At 52.8% G+C, this 16,763-nt stretch carries 23 protein-coding genes and 1 tRNA gene; 2 read left to right on the top strand and 22 right to left on the bottom strand.

The annotated features are described in order from the left end of the window. Positions 1-24 precede the first annotated feature (24 nt). The 6 genes from QWY27_RS09405 to petA all read right to left on the bottom strand — a co-directional run bounded on the left by QWY27_RS09405 (position 25) and on the right by petA (position 4,290). A tRNA-Thr gene (locus QWY27_RS09405) sits at positions 25-100 on the bottom strand. Positions 101-178: 78 nt separating this feature from the next. After that, positions 179-616 (bottom strand): ClpXP protease specificity-enhancing factor, encoded by a 438-nt coding sequence (locus QWY27_RS09400; protein ID WP_290197008.1) that lies wholly within the window; start codon positions 614-616, stop codon positions 179-181. A 15-nt stretch (positions 617-631) separates the two neighbouring features. Continuing rightward, complete coding sequence (locus QWY27_RS09395) at positions 632-1,243, bottom strand: glutathione S-transferase N-terminal domain-containing protein (protein WP_290197006.1); 612 nt, start codon at positions 1,241-1,243, stop codon at positions 632-634. A 90-nt stretch (positions 1,244-1,333) separates the two neighbouring features. Beyond that, positions 1,334-2,191 carry a cytochrome c1 gene (locus tag QWY27_RS09390; RefSeq protein ID WP_290197005.1) on the bottom strand — a complete coding sequence of 286 codons (858 nt, stop codon included), beginning with the start codon at positions 2,189-2,191 and terminating at the stop codon, positions 1,334-1,336. A 20-nt stretch (positions 2,192-2,211) separates the two neighbouring features. Continuing rightward, entirely contained in the window at positions 2,212-3,591 is a 1,380-nt protein-coding gene (locus QWY27_RS09385; RefSeq protein ID WP_290197003.1) for a cytochrome b, read from the bottom strand. A gap of 57 nt (positions 3,592-3,648) precedes the next feature. Continuing rightward, the gene (petA, locus tag QWY27_RS09380) at positions 3,649-4,290 is read right to left on the bottom strand and encodes a ubiquinol-cytochrome c reductase iron-sulfur subunit (RefSeq protein WP_290197001.1); all 642 of its coding nucleotides are present in this window, start codon (positions 4,288-4,290) and stop codon (positions 3,649-3,651) included. Positions 4,291-4,423: 133 nt separating this feature from the next. Here petA and mscL point away from each other — a divergent pair, with 133 nt between their 5' ends. Further along, positions 4,424-4,873 carry a large conductance mechanosensitive channel protein MscL gene (mscL, locus tag QWY27_RS09375; protein ID WP_290196999.1) on the top strand — a complete coding sequence of 150 codons (450 nt, stop codon included), beginning with the start codon at positions 4,424-4,426 and terminating at the stop codon, positions 4,871-4,873. Between the two features lie 79 nt (positions 4,874-4,952). On the opposite strand, the gene QWY27_RS09370 is transcribed toward mscL, so the two are convergent. Then, positions 4,953-5,711 carry a Nif3-like dinuclear metal center hexameric protein gene (locus QWY27_RS09370; RefSeq protein WP_290196998.1) on the bottom strand — a complete coding sequence of 253 codons (759 nt, stop codon included), beginning with the start codon at positions 5,709-5,711 and terminating at the stop codon, positions 4,953-4,955. A 17-nt stretch (positions 5,712-5,728) separates the two neighbouring features. On the opposite strand from QWY27_RS09370, the gene QWY27_RS09365 reads away from it, so the two are divergent. Next, positions 5,729-6,940: a S1C family serine protease gene (locus tag QWY27_RS09365; RefSeq protein WP_290196996.1), complete on the top strand. Its 1,212-nt coding sequence runs from the start codon at positions 5,729-5,731 to the stop codon at positions 6,938-6,940. A gap of 2 nt (positions 6,941-6,942) precedes the next feature. Here the strand turns inward: QWY27_RS09365 and QWY27_RS09360 are convergent, their stop codons facing one another. The 15 genes from QWY27_RS09360 to QWY27_RS09290 all read right to left on the bottom strand — a co-directional run bounded on the left by QWY27_RS09360 (position 6,943) and on the right by QWY27_RS09290 (position 16,746). Beyond that, positions 6,943-7,302, bottom strand: coding sequence for a helix-turn-helix domain-containing protein (locus QWY27_RS09360; protein ID WP_290196994.1), 360 nt, complete (start codon positions 7,300-7,302; stop codon positions 6,943-6,945). Between the two features lie 262 nt (positions 7,303-7,564). Then, the gene (gene tatC / locus QWY27_RS09355; RefSeq protein ID WP_290197137.1) at positions 7,565-8,302 is read right to left on the bottom strand and encodes a twin-arginine translocase subunit TatC; all 738 of its coding nucleotides are present in this window, start codon (positions 8,300-8,302) and stop codon (positions 7,565-7,567) included. Between the two features lie 47 nt (positions 8,303-8,349). Beyond that, entirely contained in the window at positions 8,350-8,856 is a 507-nt protein-coding gene (tatB, locus tag QWY27_RS09350) for a Sec-independent protein translocase protein TatB (RefSeq protein WP_290196992.1), read from the bottom strand. 51 nt (positions 8,857-8,907) lie between these two features. After that, positions 8,908-9,159 carry a Sec-independent protein translocase subunit TatA gene (gene tatA, locus QWY27_RS09345; protein WP_290196990.1) on the bottom strand — a complete coding sequence of 84 codons (252 nt, stop codon included), beginning with the start codon at positions 9,157-9,159 and terminating at the stop codon, positions 8,908-8,910. Between the two features lie 14 nt (positions 9,160-9,173). Further along, entirely contained in the window at positions 9,174-9,542 is a 369-nt protein-coding gene (locus tag QWY27_RS09340) for a histidine triad nucleotide-binding protein (RefSeq protein WP_290196988.1), read from the bottom strand. A 16-nt stretch (positions 9,543-9,558) separates the two neighbouring features. Continuing rightward, positions 9,559-9,921 carry a phosphoribosyl-ATP diphosphatase gene (locus QWY27_RS09335; protein ID WP_290196986.1) on the bottom strand — a complete coding sequence of 121 codons (363 nt, stop codon included), beginning with the start codon at positions 9,919-9,921 and terminating at the stop codon, positions 9,559-9,561. Beyond that, complete coding sequence (gene hisI, locus QWY27_RS09330) at positions 9,918-10,343, bottom strand: phosphoribosyl-AMP cyclohydrolase (protein ID WP_290196983.1); 426 nt, start codon at positions 10,341-10,343, stop codon at positions 9,918-9,920. The genes QWY27_RS09335 and hisI overlap by 4 nt, the downstream gene beginning before the upstream one ends. Before the next feature lie 4 nt (positions 10,344-10,347). Continuing rightward, positions 10,348-11,148 carry an imidazole glycerol phosphate synthase subunit HisF gene (hisF, locus tag QWY27_RS09325; RefSeq protein ID WP_290196982.1) on the bottom strand — a complete coding sequence of 267 codons (801 nt, stop codon included), beginning with the start codon at positions 11,146-11,148 and terminating at the stop codon, positions 10,348-10,350. Then, positions 11,145-11,885, bottom strand: a complete 741-nt coding sequence (gene hisA / locus QWY27_RS09320; RefSeq protein WP_290196980.1) for a 1-(5-phosphoribosyl)-5-[(5-phosphoribosylamino)methylideneamino]imidazole-4-carboxamide isomerase — start codon at positions 11,883-11,885, stop codon at positions 11,145-11,147. The genes hisF and hisA overlap by 4 nt, the downstream gene beginning before the upstream one ends. Positions 11,886-11,914: 29 nt before the next feature. Beyond that, positions 11,915-12,571 carry an imidazole glycerol phosphate synthase subunit HisH gene (hisH, locus tag QWY27_RS09315; RefSeq protein WP_290196978.1) on the bottom strand — a complete coding sequence of 219 codons (657 nt, stop codon included), beginning with the start codon at positions 12,569-12,571 and terminating at the stop codon, positions 11,915-11,917. 3 nt (positions 12,572-12,574) lie between these two features. Then, the gene (gene hisB / locus QWY27_RS09310) at positions 12,575-13,162 is read right to left on the bottom strand and encodes an imidazoleglycerol-phosphate dehydratase HisB (RefSeq protein ID WP_290196976.1); all 588 of its coding nucleotides are present in this window, start codon (positions 13,160-13,162) and stop codon (positions 12,575-12,577) included. A 36-nt stretch (positions 13,163-13,198) separates the two neighbouring features. Next, positions 13,199-14,506, bottom strand: a complete 1,308-nt coding sequence (gene hisD / locus QWY27_RS09305; protein ID WP_290197135.1) for a histidinol dehydrogenase — start codon at positions 14,504-14,506, stop codon at positions 13,199-13,201. Positions 14,507-14,555: 49 nt separating this feature from the next. Continuing rightward, entirely contained in the window at positions 14,556-15,236 is a 681-nt protein-coding gene (gene hisG / locus QWY27_RS09300) for an ATP phosphoribosyltransferase (RefSeq protein WP_290196975.1), read from the bottom strand. A 10-nt stretch (positions 15,237-15,246) separates the two neighbouring features. Beyond that, positions 15,247-16,503, bottom strand: coding sequence for a UDP-N-acetylglucosamine 1-carboxyvinyltransferase (gene murA / locus QWY27_RS09295; protein WP_290196973.1), 1,257 nt, complete (start codon positions 16,501-16,503; stop codon positions 15,247-15,249). Then, positions 16,504-16,746, bottom strand: a complete 243-nt coding sequence (locus QWY27_RS09290; protein ID WP_290196970.1) for a BolA family protein — start codon at positions 16,744-16,746, stop codon at positions 16,504-16,506. Between the last annotated feature and the right edge of the window lie 17 nt (positions 16,747-16,763).

Genomic DNA, 16,763 nt, shown 5'->3' with positions numbered 1-16,763 from the left:
AAACCTGACAGCTTTTTAAATTTGTGGTGCCGGAGAAAGGAATCGAACCCTCGACCTTCTCATTACAAGTGAGCTGCTCTACCAACTGAGCTACTCCGGCAAACCAACTCTAGAGCTTAAAACTTATACAACGGACAGAATTATAAATGATTTGTGGCCATCACACTTGAGATATCGCTTATTTGACGATAGAAAGTTTTGGACGCTTGTTTTCTGGCGGTTTTGAACCATCATCATCAGGCGCTAGAGTTGCAGGTGTTTCAGCGGCCGTATGGTCGTCGTTCTTTGAATCGATAGAATCAGAGGGTTGTGCTTCGAAACCCATACCTGCTCCCGTTTCGCGGGCAAAGATCGCAGTGACAGCACCAATTGGCACGTAGATATTTTCAGTGACACCACCAAAGCGCGCCTGAAACTCAATTGCTTCGTTGCCAATCACTAAGCGATTTGTTGCAAGCGCCCCGATATTCAGCGTGATTTGCCCATCGCGAACATGAGCAGGTGGCACCAGAGTGTTGGCATCGACCTGCACAACAATCTGTGGGGTGTAGCCATTATCCGTACACCATTCGTGCAACGCACGAAGCATGTATGGTTTAGTCGATGTTTCAGCCATGAGGATTATCCGTCATTAGCGACGCATCACCTTTTCAGAAGGTGTGAGCGCCTCGATATAGGCAGGACGGGAAAAAATTCTTTCGCCGTACTTTTGAATGGGGGCGGCAGTTTTGGGAAGCTCGATACCGTAGTGGTCCAGACGCCACAAAAGTGGGGCCATGGCAACATCTAGCATGGAGAACTCCTCACCCAACATGTATTTGTTTTTGAGAAGCAAAGGTGCGAGTTGTGACAAACGGTCGCGCACGGCCGCACGAGCGATATTCAAACGCTTCTCATCACCACGAATCGAGCGGTCTTCGAGCGCAGCAACATGGATGAAGAGTTCTTTCTCAAAGTTGTAAAGAAACAGACGCGTGCGCGCACGCATGACTGGATCAGCGGGCATCAACTGAGGATGAGGAAATCTTTCATCAATATATTCGTTGATGATGTTTGACTCATACAGAATCAGATCACGTTCAACCAAAATTGGCACTTGACCATAAGGATTCATGACAGAGATGTCTTCGGGCTTGTTGTACAAGTCGATGTCACGGATTTCAAAATCCATGCCCTTCTCGAACAACACAAAGCGGCAGCGATGTGAGAAAGGGCAAGTGGTTCCGGAGTAGAGGACCATCATGATGGATTTCCGTCCTAAAAAATAAAAGCGGATAAAAAAAGCAAAAAGCCAGCGTCTACGTCGAGCAGACGCTGGCCCCAATAAAACAACTTACTTGACGTGTTTCCAGAACGATGCGTTCAAGCGCCACGCAATGACAAAAAAGATACCGAGGAACAAGAGCACCCAAACGCCAATTTGCTTGCGCTTTTGCTGAATCGGCTCGGACATCCAGGTCATAAAGCCAGTCAGGTCGGCCATGTCGCGGTCATAGGCAGCAGCGCGCTGAGGATCGAGAGACTTGAACTTATGCTCGACCGTTGGTTTGCCAGTGTAGTTTGCGAGTGGCTCAACTTTAGACGTGACGTAACCGGCTGAGTCATAGGTTGTCATGATGCGTTCCCAACCTGCTGGTTTACCATCCTTCGCGGCGGCTTTTTGCGTGGTGATGACAGTCATTTCACGTGGACCCTGACGCTCCCAAAGGACGTGAGGCATACCGGAACTTGGGAAAGCCAAGTTGTCCCAGCCTGTAATCTTGCTGGTATCGCGGTAGTAGGTGCGCAAGTAAGTGTAGATGTAATCAGAACCTGTCGGCCCAGCGTTGATAGACTTGGCGCGAGCCATCAAAGACAAGTCTGGCGGGGCGGCGCCAAACCATGCTTTTCCGTCTTTGACCGATACCGAACCCATCATCAGATCACCAACTTTTTCGCCAGTGAACAACAGGCTTTCACGGATTTGCTGGTCTGTCAGACCAATATCCTTGAGCTTGTTGTAGCGCATGGCGGAGGCGCTGTGACAGTTGAGACAGTAGTTCACAAACAGCTTGGCGCCATTTTGGAGCGAAGCAACATCGTTGATGCGGTTGGGCGCGCGCTCAAGCGGGAAATCCCCGCCTGCAGCGTTTGCGCCGGTGCATGTGATCACTAGGGCAAGAGCACAAAGCAGCTTCTTGATCATGGTCATTCCGTAATTAAAGTTTAAGCTCAATGTGCGTGGAACGTAACACGGTCGGGGACCGGTTTAAATGTTCCAAGGCGACTCCAGACAGGCATCAACAAGAAAAATGCCAGATAGATCAGCGTACCAATCTGTGACATCAAGTTAAAGACGTCTGTAGGCGCTTGCGTACCAAGGTAGCCAAGCACAATAAAGTTCACGAAGAAAATGCCGTACAGGACCTTGTGCCAGCCTGGACGATAACGAATGGACTTTACAGGGCTGTAGTCAAGCCAGGGCAGGAAGAACAACAGAACGACAGCGCCGCCCATTGCTACCACGCCCCAGAACTTGGCGTCGATCGCGCGCAACAGGACGGCAACGATGATCAACACAACAGGAACGATGAGCTTGGCTAGACCCTTGGTCTTGAAGAACATCACGATCGCGGCCAAAACGGCAGAACCTGCCAACACCCACGTAAAGTCATCAGTCGTGGCACGCAGCATGGAGTAGAACGGCGTGAAATACCAGACAGGAGCGATATGAAGCGGGGTTTTCAGCGGATCGGCGGGTAAGAAGTTGTTGAACTCCAGGAAGTAGCCTCCCATCTCAGGGGCAAAGAAAATAATCGCCATGAAGATGATGAAGAAACCAGCCACACCCAAAATGTCATGAACGGTGTAGAAAGGATGGAAAGGGATACCATCCAATGGGCGACCGTGTTTATCTTTTTTGGCTTTGATGTCGACGCCATCAGGGTTGTTTGAACCAACCTCATGCAGGGCGATGACGTGTGCTGCGACCAATCCCAACAGAACCAGGGGAATCGCAATCACGTGGAAAGCAAAAAAGCGGTTGAGCGTTGCGTCAGAGACCACGTAGTCGCCACGAATCCAGATGGAGAGCTCGGGGCCGATAAAGGGAATAGCTGAGAACAGGTTCACAATCACCTGTGCACCCCAGAATGACATCTGGCCCCAAGGCAGGAGGTAGCCAAAAAACGCTTCAGCCATCAAGCACAGGAAGATGCCGACGCCGAAAATCCAGACGAGCTCGCGAGGCTTGCGGTATGAGCCGTAAATCAGTGCGCGTGTCATGTGGAGGTAGACCACGATAAAGAACATCGATGCACCGGTGGAGTGCATATAGCGGATAAACCATCCACCTGGCACTTCGCGCATGATGTATTCAACGGACTGGAAGGCGTATTGCGCATCGGGCTTGTAGTGCATGACGAGGAAAATACCCGTCACGATCTGCAGCACGAGCACTAGCAGAGAGAGTGAACCAAAGAAATACCAAAAATTAAAATTTTTGGGTGCGTAGTACTCGGACAAATGCGCTTTGTAGCTAGACGTCAGCGGAAAGCGACGGTCTATCCATCCTAGCAGTCCGGTCGTTTCGACGGATTTTTCGCCAGCCATGAAACGGCTCCTTTACTTTAATCAGTGTCGCGATGTGCGGTGTTAATCAAAGGCCGATTAGGCCTTGTTGTTTTCGTCAACACCGATAATGATTTTGGTGTCGCTCAGGTACTGGTAGGGAGGGACTTCGAGGTTATCAGGCGCAGGTTTGTTTTTGTAAACACGACCGGCCATGTCGAAAGTCGACCCGTGGCAAGGGCACAGGAAGCCACCATCCCAGTCGTTGGGGAGGCTGGGCTGTGGACCCGTTTGAAACTTGGGAGTCGGTGCGCAACCCAAGTGTGTGCAGATGCCGACCGTTACAAACATATCAGGCTTGCGTGAGCGCCATTCATTCTTGGCGTAAGGCGGTGTGACGCCTGGGCGGTCGGAGTTGGGGTCGGCGAGAAAAGGATCGTTGCCTTTGAGTGTGGCCAATTGCTCTTTGGAGCGGTGAATCACCCAGACAGGCTTGCCGCGCCACTCGACGGTGCGCATTTCGCCTACGGGGATGGTGCTGATGTCGACTTCAACAGGAGCACCCGCAGCGCGAGCCTTTTCTGAAGGGGCAAACGTGCTTACGAAAGGAACAGCTAAAGCGGCTCCGGCGACACCACCCACAGCACAGGTTGTGCCGATCCAGAAGCGGCGCGAGGGGTCGGAGGGCAGGGTTGGGGGAACCGCGCCTTCGTCATCATGCACAATCGAATCCTGACTCATCTTCCTATCCTTATTGCAGCCAACGCGGCCGAGCGCTCGCGTTGCAGACTGGTTCACACCAAACTTGTTACAAATTTCCTAACCTCTTATTATAGCCCCACCAAGAACACACTTCCATCAGGGGAATCAAGAAATGAGTCAAGCACGTGGATTTTTAAAGGAATTTCGAGCTTTTGCGGTAAGGGGTAATGTTGTTGACCTCGCAATCGGCGTGATTGTGGGCGCTGCCTTCAGCAAAATCGTTGACTCATTGGTCAAAGATATCGTCATGCCGGTTGTGAACTTTATGGTTGGCGGTGCGATGGACTTTAGCAACAAATTTTTCGTGCTGTCACGTCCGGAAAACTATACTGGACCTGAAACCTATGCGGATTTGACTAAAGCCGGTGCAACCGTTTTTGCCTGGGGTAATTTTGTCACGATTGTGATCAACTTTATTTTGTTGGCATTTGTGATTTTCTGGATGGTCAAAGCCATCAACAAGGCACGTAGCAAAATGGATCTGGAAGCTGAAAAAGCACCACCAGCCACCCCCGAGGATGTATTGCTTTTACGCGAAATTCGCGACTCTTTAAAGAAATAGTCAACACGATGCGTGTGAGTTGACAGGGCCGTCGCCATGATTGGTTTATCCAGGGCGGCGGAGCCAAGTGTTTGAACGATCAAACGGGATTGTCTATGTCGACAAATTCAACCTTGATGCCAAACTCTTCACGAATCGCGGCACCCAGGGCTTGAACGCCGTAACGCTCAGTCGCATGGTGGCCTGCTCCAATAAAACCGACACTCGCTTCCCGAGCTAAGTGCACAGTGGGTTCGGAGATCTCTCCAGTGATAAAAATCTGGGCACCTGCGTCGATGGCGTCACCAAACATACTTTGCGCAGCACCTGTGCACCATGCCACCCTTTGTGCGGACATGGCAGCATCCCCAACGATTTGAGGGGTGCGTCCAAGTACTCGCTCGACCTTGGCCGCAACCTCTCCCAATGTAGAGGCTCCAGACATTTCACCCAGCCAGATCAACCCTCCGGGACCTGCTTTCTGCGTCGATGGGATCAGTCCGAGCATGCGTGCAAGCTGTGCGTTATTGCCGAGCTCAGGGTGCGCGTCCAAAGGCAAATGGTAAGCAATGAGGTTGATGTCACGGGCGAGCAGGCTGGCCAGTCTGGTTTTTCGCGTGCCTCGTACTCTAGAGTCCTCGCCCTTCCAGAACCATCCGTGATGAACGAGAATAGCGTCCGCGCCTCGCTCGCTCGCCACATCAATCAGCGCCTGACTAGCTGTCACGCCCGCGATAATATGGGAGACTGTGGACTTGCCTTCGACTTGTAAGCCGTTTGGGCAGTAGTCACTAAAAGCGGCAGAATTGAGTGTGGTATCAAGCCACACGCACAGTTCACGGGTTGGGATGGATTTCATATTTTCCTGGTAACAAGATGCGTCGAATTTGGCTCGTTTTCGCTCAGACAGTCACGGTTTGTTTAGCGATTTTATTCGTGGTGGTGACTTTACGCCCAGAGTGGCTGCAAAACTTAGGGACAGAAAATACGGCGATACGTCCAGATCGACTGGAGTCAAAGCGTGTTGCCGCACCGACACCACCTCTTTCAACGAACCCTGGTGTGATTGCGCAACCTTCCGTCTCCCAGTCCCAGGCACCCGGTTCCTATGCGGATGCGGTGGCGCGTGCCGCCCCTGCTGTGGTCAATATATATACAACCAAACGTGTTGAAGTTTCACGTTTGCCGTTTCCTCCGGATCCGTTGCTGAGGCATTTTTTTGAGCAAATGCCTGGCTTTCGCCAACAGCAGCAGTCGACCAACCTTGGCTCGGGTGTCATTGTTTCAGCCAATGGGCATGTGGTGACCAATTTCCATGTTGTCGAAGAGGCAGACGAGATTGTGGTGGCCTTGAGGGATGGGCGCCAATCCGCAGCAAAGATCATTGGCATTGATCCGGAGTCCGATCTCGCTGTGTTGAAGATCCCACTCGCAGATTTACCCGTGCTGCCTTTTGATGTGTCCAGTCTGCCGCGCGTCGGTGACGTGGTGCTGGCAATTGGCAACCCGTTCGGTGTCGGACAGACAGTCACAATGGGCGTGGTGTCTGCCTTGGGGCGGGGCGGGCTTGGTATCAATACCTATGAAAACTTCATTCAAACGGATGCAGCCATTAATCCGGGCAATTCGGGTGGCGCACTGATCGACACCCTTGGACGGTTGATCGGGATCAATACGGCGATTTACTCAAAGTCCGGCGGGTCGCTTGGGATCGGCTTTGCGATACCCGCTGAAGCGGCGCAAAAGGTGCTTCTCCAAATTATCAAGGATGGATTTGTCAGACGTGGCTGGTTGGGCATAGAAACGCAGGACGTTACGCCTGATTTGGCAAAAGCCTTCAAACTGGAGCGGCCTGAAGGGGTCATTGTTGCCAGCATGATGCGAGAAGGACCCGGTGCAAAGGGAGGCCTTCGCATCGGTGACATTATTCAATCGTTTGATGGTGAGCCTGTGGTGAGCACGGCTCGATTGATGGCGGCGATTGCAGCGAAATCGCCTGATTCGCGTGCGACTCTGAAAATTTATCGTTCAGGACGCACGCAAACCTTAAATGTTACGCTGGGACAGCGTCCAGTTCGACCGCGCTAGATTTACTCGGCCGACAATTGCTGCTCAGGAGCACCAGCTTCGGGTGTGCCAGTATCGGTTGGATGTGCCACAAACAGGTTTTCCGCCTGAGTCAGCAAAGGGCCGCGAATCGAGGGTTGCAAGTGATGAAAGATTTCCTGGAGTCGCGCTTCCTCATCGTTGGCGGTATAAAACCAACTGACGGGCATTTTCAGGATCTCTGCGACGCGGCACATGAGCTGGTAGTCTGGGGCGTGCTTGCCACGCTCGTACTGATTCATCCGCGCACTGGCGGACATAGGATCGATCCCGGCCAATTTGCCGAGTTTTTCTTGCGAGAGGCCTGCGCGAAGGCGGGCTTGTTTGAGACGGTGAGCGAGCACGATGGTCCCTATTGAGTTCTTGCGGCTTGAATATAGAAACAAAAAGTCGAGTCGACAACTGTAAAAACCCGAAAGACCTTAATGTTTATTTTGAAAACGCCAAAAGATATACCTTTCCACTTACATACACAAGATTTTTATAGTAAGTTAAATTAAGTGGAAATGGTATTAAAGAATATAAATATTACAAAAACGGACTAAAGAGTACGCTTTATGGTCTATATAAGGTAACTTTGCTGAAAATAACGTATTTTGTGCAATTTCATTTTGTGGAATCGGGCGCTTCTGATTCGGGTGTCTCGGTGCGCGCTTTGATGCCTCTAGCCAACAAAATGCCGACCTCATAGAGCACGCATAGCGGGACGGCGAGCAGGAACTGACTGACGACATCGGGAGGGGTCACCACTGCCGCAATGATAAATGCACCGACAATTACATAGCCGCGGGACTGCTGAAGTTGGGCAACCGTCACAATCCCCATTCTGACTAGCAAAATAACAGCGACAGGGACCTCGAAAGTAATACCGAAGGCTAAGAACATTGTCATCACAAATCCCAGATAAGCCTCGATATCTGGTGCCGGTGTGATTGATTCCGGCGCAAACGATGCGATGAAACTAAACACTGTTTTGAAGACGACAAAATAACAAAAAGCCATACCCAACAAAAACAGCAGCGAGCTTGAAACGATCAGTGGCAGCGCCAATCGCTGCTCGTGTCGGTATAAGCCTGGCGCAACAAATGCCCAAACTTGATACAACACAACGGGAAGAGATAAGACGAAAGCCGCCATCATGGTGACTTTGACGGGCACCATGAAAGGCGTAATGACGCCTGTCGCAATCATGCGCGTGCCATCGGGTAGCGAGGCAAGCATTGGTGCGGCTAGCATGTCATAAATCGCGGAAGCACCTGGGTAGATGAATAATGCAATGAAGACGACAAGCATGGTGCCAACCGCTCGTAATAGCCGGCTGCGCAACTCAACAAGGTGCGACATAAAGCTTTCGCCACCTTGAGTGGTTTCGTGTGATTTGTCTTCAGTGCTCAAGATTTTGATCCGGGCGTAGTCTCTGGGTTGGCTGCGACCGTGACTGGGGCGACCGTATCGTGCGCGGCAGGACGAAGCGCATCGATTTCAAGCTGAGTAGGTGGTTGAGCCACCGAAGCTTGGGCGGCCGCAATGGCAGGCGTTTGCGCAGAGACGGCTGGCGTGACACCAATATCGGGAGTTCCAAGCGGGGCTTTGAGCTCGTTGATCGTTGCCATCGTAGACTGCTCGAAAGCTTCGAGGGGTTCACGCATCGCAGTCTCTGTATTTTGCAGACTTGATTTGACGCTTTGTGCGGCATCCTGCATCTGATCTTTGAGTTTGCGCAACTCATCGAGCTCAACTTCACGCTGGATATCCGTTTTGACATCACTGACATAACGCTGCGCCCGCCCGACCAGATGGCCGATCGTACGCGCAACCTTTGGCAAGCGTTCAGGGCCAATCACTACAAGCGCGATCACGCCGATCACAAGCAGTTCTGTGAAACTGATATCAAACATGTTGCTCGCAGGGCCAGAGGGTCTCAGCTAAGGGGAAGCCAGAAAAAGCGCTCAATGTGTGCTGGACTTCTCTTTGGCCTGAACATCAACGGTTTCGTTTGATGCGACACGTTGCGTGGGGGCCGCCTCGGAGGCAGTCGTCGTAGCGTCCGCTTCCTTTGCGTTGGGATCTTTCATCCCGTCCTTGAAGCCCTTGACTGCGCCACCTAGATCCGCGCCGATATTACGAATCTTTTTCGTGCCGAATACTAATGCGACGATGACAAGAACAATTAACCAATGCCAAATGCTAAATGCGCCCATGACGGTTCTCCGAATCAGGCCACAGTAGGTGCAGGCCCCTTCCAGGGTCGGCTCCCACCATAAATATGAAAATGAAGGTGCAAGACCTCTTGACCACCCTCGACACCAGAGTTGGTCATCAGACGAAAGCCACCGGATGGACCAGGATTACAACCGTTGTCGAGTGCGATTTGAGGCACCTTTGATAGCATTCTACCTAACCAAACGGCATCTTCGGGATTAATCTCTTGCATTGAGACAATATGTTTTTTGGGAATCATTAATAAATGCACAGGCGCAGCAGGTTTGATGTCATGGAAAACCATGCAATCCTCATCCTCATAGACGATCTTTGCTGGCAATTCGCCCCGTACAATCTTGCAAAAGATGCAATGTTCACTCATAGAATCTTTGGATCCTTTAAGGGGTTTTCAAACGCGAAGCTTTTTCCTGCAATCCGGAGACGCCTTCACGACGCGCTAATTCTGCCACGACTTGCTCTGGCCGTAGCCCGTTTTCAGTCAACACGACCAAGCAGTGAAACCAGAGATCGGCCATTTCGGACACAATGCGCTCGGGCTTCTGGTCTTTGGCGGCCATCACAAGTTCGGTGGCTTCTTCGCCGATTTTTTTAAGTGCCGCGTCCGGGCCCTTGGAGAAGAGCTTGGCAACATAAGACGATGCGGGATCCCCTCCGCGGCTTGGCAGACGGGTTTCAAGCAGGTCTGCGATGCGGGCAAGCACGGTTTCTGAAGCGTCAGGGGTCGGGGTGTTTGTATTCATTTATAAATGAGCTCGGGGTCTTTGAGAACAGGATCAACAACGACCCACTGTGAGCTGGGCGCTGCGCCAGCACTGGCCACAGAATCTAGTCTGCGGTAGAAACAACTTGCACGACCAGTATGACAGGCGATGGCCCCGATTTGTTCAACTTTAAGGAGCAAGACATCGCCATCGCAATCTAGACGAAGCTCTAAAACACGTTGAACGTGGCCGGACTCTTCACCTTTGCGCCAGAGACGGCTGCGCGAGCGTGACCAAAATACGGCACGGCCCGTCGATACCGTCTCGGCAAGAGATTCGGCGTTCATCCACGCAACCATCAAAATCTGACCGGTTTCGGCGTCTTGGGAAATGGCGGGAATCAGCCCTTGCGCATCAAAATTCACATCACGCAACCAAGCAGGTAATTGAGGGCTATTCATTTCATCAGATCCTGACGGGAATGCCCTGACTCGCCATAAATGCTTTGGCTTGTCCAACGGTGTATTCACCGTAGTGAAAAATACTGGCGGCTAACACGGCACTGGCGCCACCGAGCGTGACACCATCAGCCAAATGTTGAAGATTACCCACACCACCAGAGGCGATGACAGGAACGGGTACGGCGTCTGAGACTTGACGGGTCAGCTCCAGGTCGAAACCCGATTTGGTCCCATCCCTATCCATGCTGGTCAGTAGGATTTCACCAGCGCCGTATTCAGCCATTTTGCGTGCCCATGCCACAGCATCGATACCCGTGCCACGACGTCCACCATGTGTGAAGACCTCCCACCGGGGCGTTTCACTGTCAGCCACGCGCCTGGCGTCAATGGCCACCACAATACATTGCGACCCGTGATAGTCGGAAGCCGCCCGGACGAGATCAGGGTTGGCGACTGCGGCACTATTCATTGATATTTTGTCGGCACCAGCGCTGAGCAAGCGTTGGATATCGCTGACTTGACGCACGCCTCCGCCCACCGTCAAGGGGATAAAAACTTGCGAGGCAACTTGTTCGATGATGGGGAGGATCAGGTCGCGACCATCGCTGGTAGCAGTAATGTCCAGAAAGGTCAGTTCGTCCGCGCCCTGCTCGTTATAGCGACGGGCGATCTCAACAGGATCGCCGGCATCGACTAATTGAACGAAGTTCACGCCCTTGACAACGCGCCCAGCGGTCACATCCAGACAGGGGATGATTCGACGTGTGAGCTCGCTATATGAAGTGGGCGTTTGGTTTGCCATCATGGCGCAAGTTCGTCCGCACGCTTTTGAGCGGCTTCGAAATCAAGCGTACCCTCGTAAATGCTGCGACCTAAAATTGCGCCCTCGATGCCTTCTTCTTCAACGGCACAAAGCGCATCAATATCACGCATATCCGTCACACCGCCCGAAGCGATCACCGGAATACGCACGTGCTGGGCCAAGCGCACAGTGGCTTCGATGTTGACTCCAGACAACATGCCGTCACGACCAATATCTGTGTAGATGATTGCTTCACAACCGTAGTCTTCGAATTTCTTGGCAAGATCGCTGACATCGTGTTTGGTGAGCTTGCTCCAACCATCGGTTGCGACTTTGCCATCTCGGGCATCGAGTCCAACAATGATGTTGCCAGGAAAGGCTCCGCAGGCATCGTGTAAAAAGCCCGGGTTCTTGACAGCAGCCGTGCCGATAATGACGTATGAGATACCAAAGTCGAGATAACGCTCAATGGTGTCGAGATCGCGAATGCCGCCGCCAATCTGAACGGGGATATCATCACCTACGGCACCAACAATCGCTTTGATCAGCGCTTCGTTCTTAGGTTTGCCGGCGACAGCTCCGTTGAGGTCGACCAGATGCAAGCGGCGTGCACCGAGATCCAGCCAGTGCGTGGCCATTGCGGTGGGGTCTTCGGAGAATATGGTCGCATCATCCAGGTCACCCTGGCGAAGTCTGACACATTGTCCGTCTTTGAGGTCAATTGCGGGGATCAGCAGCATGTCTTTTGTGATCAGTCACTTTCAGGTTGTTAAGGTTGCCAGTCTACAAAATTCCGATACAGTCGCAAACCATAATCGGCACTTTTCTCTGGATGAAACTGTACGGCAAAAATATTGTCTTGGGCGACCGCGCAGGTAAAAGGACCTCCATAATGGCTTTCACCTACGGTCAATGCGGGGTCGGCAGGAACTGCGTAATAGCTGTGTACAAAATAAAAAGGGGTCGCGTCAGGAATGCCTTCCCATAATTTGTGCGCGCGCACTTGATGAACAGGATTCCAGCCCATATGGGGGACCTTGAGGCGATCAGTATGGTCTGCAGCACCAGGTTTGGCGGCATCAAAGGCTGGTCCCTTAAAGCGACGTACTTCGCCTTTGAAAATGCCCAAACTGGGCGTGTTGCCCTCCTCGCTCCGCTCAAACAGCATTTGTTCACCCACGCACACACCGAGCAAGGGCTTGGAGGCAGCTGCACGCAAGACCGAGTCGCGCAGTCCGGCTTCGTCGAGTGTGCGAATACAGTCGGCCATTGCGCCTTGTCCTGGAAAGACTACGCGATCTGCCGCATCGATCTCTGCGGCCAGTTTGCAGAGGCGAATATTGGCCTCGGGGGCGGCGTGTCGAAGCGCGCGCTCGACTGAATGGTAGTTCCCCATGCCGTAATCGACAATGGCAATTGATGTCATGACTTACAGCACGCCTTTAGTGGACGGTACGATTCCCGCGGTACGGGGATCGAGTTCGAGTGCCATGCGCAGCGCACGACCTGTTGCTTTAAAAATCGTTTCACACTGGTGATGGGCGTTGACACCACGCAAGTTGTCGATGTGCATGGTCAGCAGCGCATGGTTGACCAGTCCCTGGAAAAATTCGATGGTGAGGTCGACATCAAAGTCGCCGACACGCGCCCGGGTAAAAGGGACATGAAATTGCAAGCCGGGTCGACCAGAAAAGTCAACGACCACCCGTGATAGGGCTTCGTCCAGAGGAACATACGCATGTCCATAACGACGAATACCGGCTTTGTCACCCACAGCCTTTGCGATCGCCATGCCAAGCGTGATACCGACATCTTCTACCGTGTGGTGCGCATCGATATGCAGATCACCTTCGGCATGGACCTCGAGGTCGATCAGACCATGCCGCGCGATTTGGTCGAGCATGTGATCCAAAAAAGGAACGCCCGTATTGAGCTTCTGGCGGCCTGTCCCATCCAGGTTGATCGCGACGCGAATGCGCGTCTCGTTGGTGTTGCGGGTTATTTCAGCAGTACGCATGTCATGTACTCGAATGTACTTGGATCGTCGGAAAGTCTATTGTATGTTGGTCAAGCGATAGCGTGCGCTTGCGGCATGAGCCTGAAGGCCTTCGCCGAGGGCCAGTTCGTTTGCCACTTTGCCTAGCGTTTGAGCCCCTGCTGCGGAGACATGGATCAAACTCGATCTTTTTTGAAAGTCGTAGACGCCCAAAGGAGAGGAAAATCTCGCCGTGCGCGAAGTTGGCAGTACATGGTTCGGTCCTGCGCAATAATCCCCAAGAGCTTCGGAGCTGTGGCGACCCATAAAAATCGCTCCTGCATGGCGCAAGAAGGGTAGCCATTCCTCAGGATGTTCACAAGACACCTCCAAGTGTTCCGGCGCGATGTTGTTGCTGATTTCACAGGCTTCTTTCAGATCGGTCACCAAAATCAACGCGCCACGCTCACGCAAGCTGGTGCGGATTATCTCAGCGCGCGGCATAGTGGGCAGGAGCTTTTCAATTGAGGCCTCCACAGCGTCTAAATACACCGCATCAGGGCACAAAAGAATCGCTTGGGCCAGTTCGTCGTGTTCAGCCTGGGAAAACAGATCCATCGCAATCCAGTCAGCAGGTGTTTTCCCGTCGCAAATGACTAAAATTTCGCTTGGTCCTGCAATCATATCGATACCAACTGTGCCAAAGACGCGCCGTTTAGCGGCGGCAACATAGGCATTTCCCGGCCCGACGATTTTGTCGACCGCCGGTATGGTTTGTGTGCCGTAAGCAAGTGCGCCCACCGCTTGGGCGCCGCCGATGGCAAAACAGCGGTCCACACCTGCGATGGCTGCGGCGGCCAAGACCATGGCGTTGCGTTGCCCTGCTGGCGTCGGTGTGACCATGATGACCTCGCTTACGCCAGCAACTTTTGCTGGAATGGCGTTCATCAAGACAGACGAGGGGTATGAGGCTTTACCTCCCGGTACATACAAACCCACACGGTCGAGTGGTGTGATTTGCTGACCGAGGCGCGTGCCATCCGTTTCTGTGTAGGACCAGCTTTCTTGACGTTGATGCAGGTGGTAGTCATGGACCCGCTGCGCAGCGACCTCCAGGGCTTCGCGTTGAGCGACAGGAAGGTTAGCGAGTGCCGATTCCCATTCGCGACGAGGAATCTCAAGAGCGGCAACTGAGTCGGCGTCCACTTTGTCGAACTGACGCGTGTAGTCAAGCAGAGCCGAATCGCCCTGGCGACGAACGTTTTGTAGGATGCTGGCTGCTGCCGCATCAATCGCATCATCCTGCTCGGCATCGAAAGCCAGCAGTTTGGATAGTTTTGTTTGAAACTCAGGATCGCGTGAGTCCAGACGAGAGATTGTGCGCATCATCAAAGAGCCCCTCTTTTGAAGGAGTCATTAAAAAGGTAGATCACTATCATGCCACAGAGCTTGCGCTCGCACGCTCAAAGGCATCCAGTAAAGGCTGTAATTCAGCGTGACGCGTCTTTAGCGCTGCGCGATTGACGACCAGCCTCGAGGAAATAGGCATGATGTCTTCGACGGCAACTAAGTCGTTGGCTTTCAAGGTGTTACCTGTAGAAACCAGATCAACGATTGCATCGGCGAGACCCACCAGTGGGGCAAGTTCCATTGAGCCATAGAGTTTGATCAAGTCGACGTAGACGCCTTTGGCAGCGAAGTGTTCACGGGCTGCTGCAGTGTATTTCGTCGCCACACGCAAGCGAGCGCCTTGTTTGACTGCCGCGGGGTAATCAAAACCATTTCGCACTGCGACAGCGAGGCGACATTTGGCGATATTTAAATCAATAGGCTGGTAGAGGCCGCCAGGATGCTGTGCAGCATGTTCGATCAAGACATCTTTGCCTGCGATGCCAAGGTCAGCGGCGCCATATTCCACATAAGTTGGAACATCCGATGCGCGAACAATAATCAGACGCAAATTCGGATCGCTGGTGCCGATAATGAGTTTGCGAGACTTTTCCGGATCTTCGTTCACGGTGATGCCGGCTGCCTCAAGCAAGGGCAGCGTTTCTTCAAAAATACGTCCCTTGGACAATGCCATGGTCAGCGGGCGCGAAGGTGCTTCAGTGCGCATGACTTTTCCTTTAACTGGATATTCTTTCTATTTGAGCACCAAGGGTGCTTAATTTGTGTTCCATGCGCTCGTATCCCCGGTCAAGGTGATAAATCCGTTCAACCACTGTTTGACCTTCGGCTGCAAGGCCTGCGATGACAAGGCTGGCGGAGGCACGCAAGTCTGTTGCCATGACCGTTGCACCCGACAGACGTTCGACGCCCCTGACCACAGCGGTGTGACCATCGATGTCGATGTTGGCACCCAAGCGTAAAAGTTCTTGCACATGCATGAAACGGTTTTCAAAGATGGTTTCAGCGATCACGGAAGTCCCATCGGCAATGGTGTTGAGCGCCATTAACTGGGCTTGCATGTCGGTGGCAAAGCCAGGGTACTCGTGCGTACGAAAGTCGACGGCTTTCGGTCGTTTGCGCATGCTGGCCCGAATCCAGTCATCACCAGTCTGGATGGCCAACCCAGCCTCTTGCAGTTTGGAAAGGGTGGCACCCATCGTTTCGGGAGCGGCGCGTCGCAGGGTGATATCACCTCCCGCTGCACCGACTGCACATAGAAAGCTTCCGGCCTCGATGCGATCCGGGATCACATCGTGGGTTGCGCCGTGCAGGCTTGGAACGCCCTCGATTAGGATGCGATCGGTACCATGACCCTTGATGCGCGCACCCATTTTTATCAGTAGCTCCGCAAGATCCACGACTTCTGGTTCGCGCGCGGCATTTTCGAGGATGGTTTGGCCCTCGGCTAATACGGCGGCCATCATCAGGTTTTCAGTACCCGTGACGGTCACCATGTCTGTTCGAACAACAGCGCCTTTGAGTCTTTTGGCTTTTGCGACCACAAAACCGTGTTCAATCTTGATGTCTGCACCCAGCGCGGCAAGGCCTTGAATATGCTGGTCCACCGGTCTCTGGCCAATGGCGCAACCGCCAGGCAGACTGACTCGCGCCTCGCCAAAGCGTGCCAGTAGTGGTCCGAGAACGAGTATCGATGCCCGCATGGTCTTGACGAGCTCGTAGGGCGCTTCGAGTGCGGTGAGTTGGTCGGCTGTAATGCTGACAGTGTCATCACTGGCTCGTTCACAGCGTACGCCTAGTTGTCCAAGTAGTTTGAGGGTGGTCGCAATGTCATTGAGTTTAGGTACATTGGTGAGCGTGACAGTATCGGCAGTCAACAGCCCCGCGCACAAGATGGGCAGGGCGGCATTTTTAGCGCCTGATATGTTGATTTCACCGTTTAGCGTACGGCCACCCGTGATACGAAGCTTGTCCATTTAGCGGCTTCCGTTGAACTCTTCTGGGGTCAATGTGCGCATGGAGAGCGCATGAATCTCTTGTTTCATTCGGTCACCCAAGACGCTGTAGACGAGCTGATGCCGTGCGATGGGACGTTTGCCTACAAATGCGGCGCTGACGATCACAGCTTCGAAATGTGAACCATCGCCTGTGACTTCAAGATGTTCGCAAGGTAACCCAGCAGCAATGTAAGTGCGGATATCTTCTGGAGTGGGCAACATGTTTGGGTCTTTCCTTG

Origin of the sequence: Zwartia vadi (assembly GCF_030410375.1) — a bacterium.
Taxonomy (GTDB): Bacteria; Pseudomonadota; Gammaproteobacteria; order Burkholderiales; family Burkholderiaceae_B; genus Zwartia; species Zwartia vadi.
This window is presented reverse-complemented; position numbering and strand designations above follow the sequence as displayed.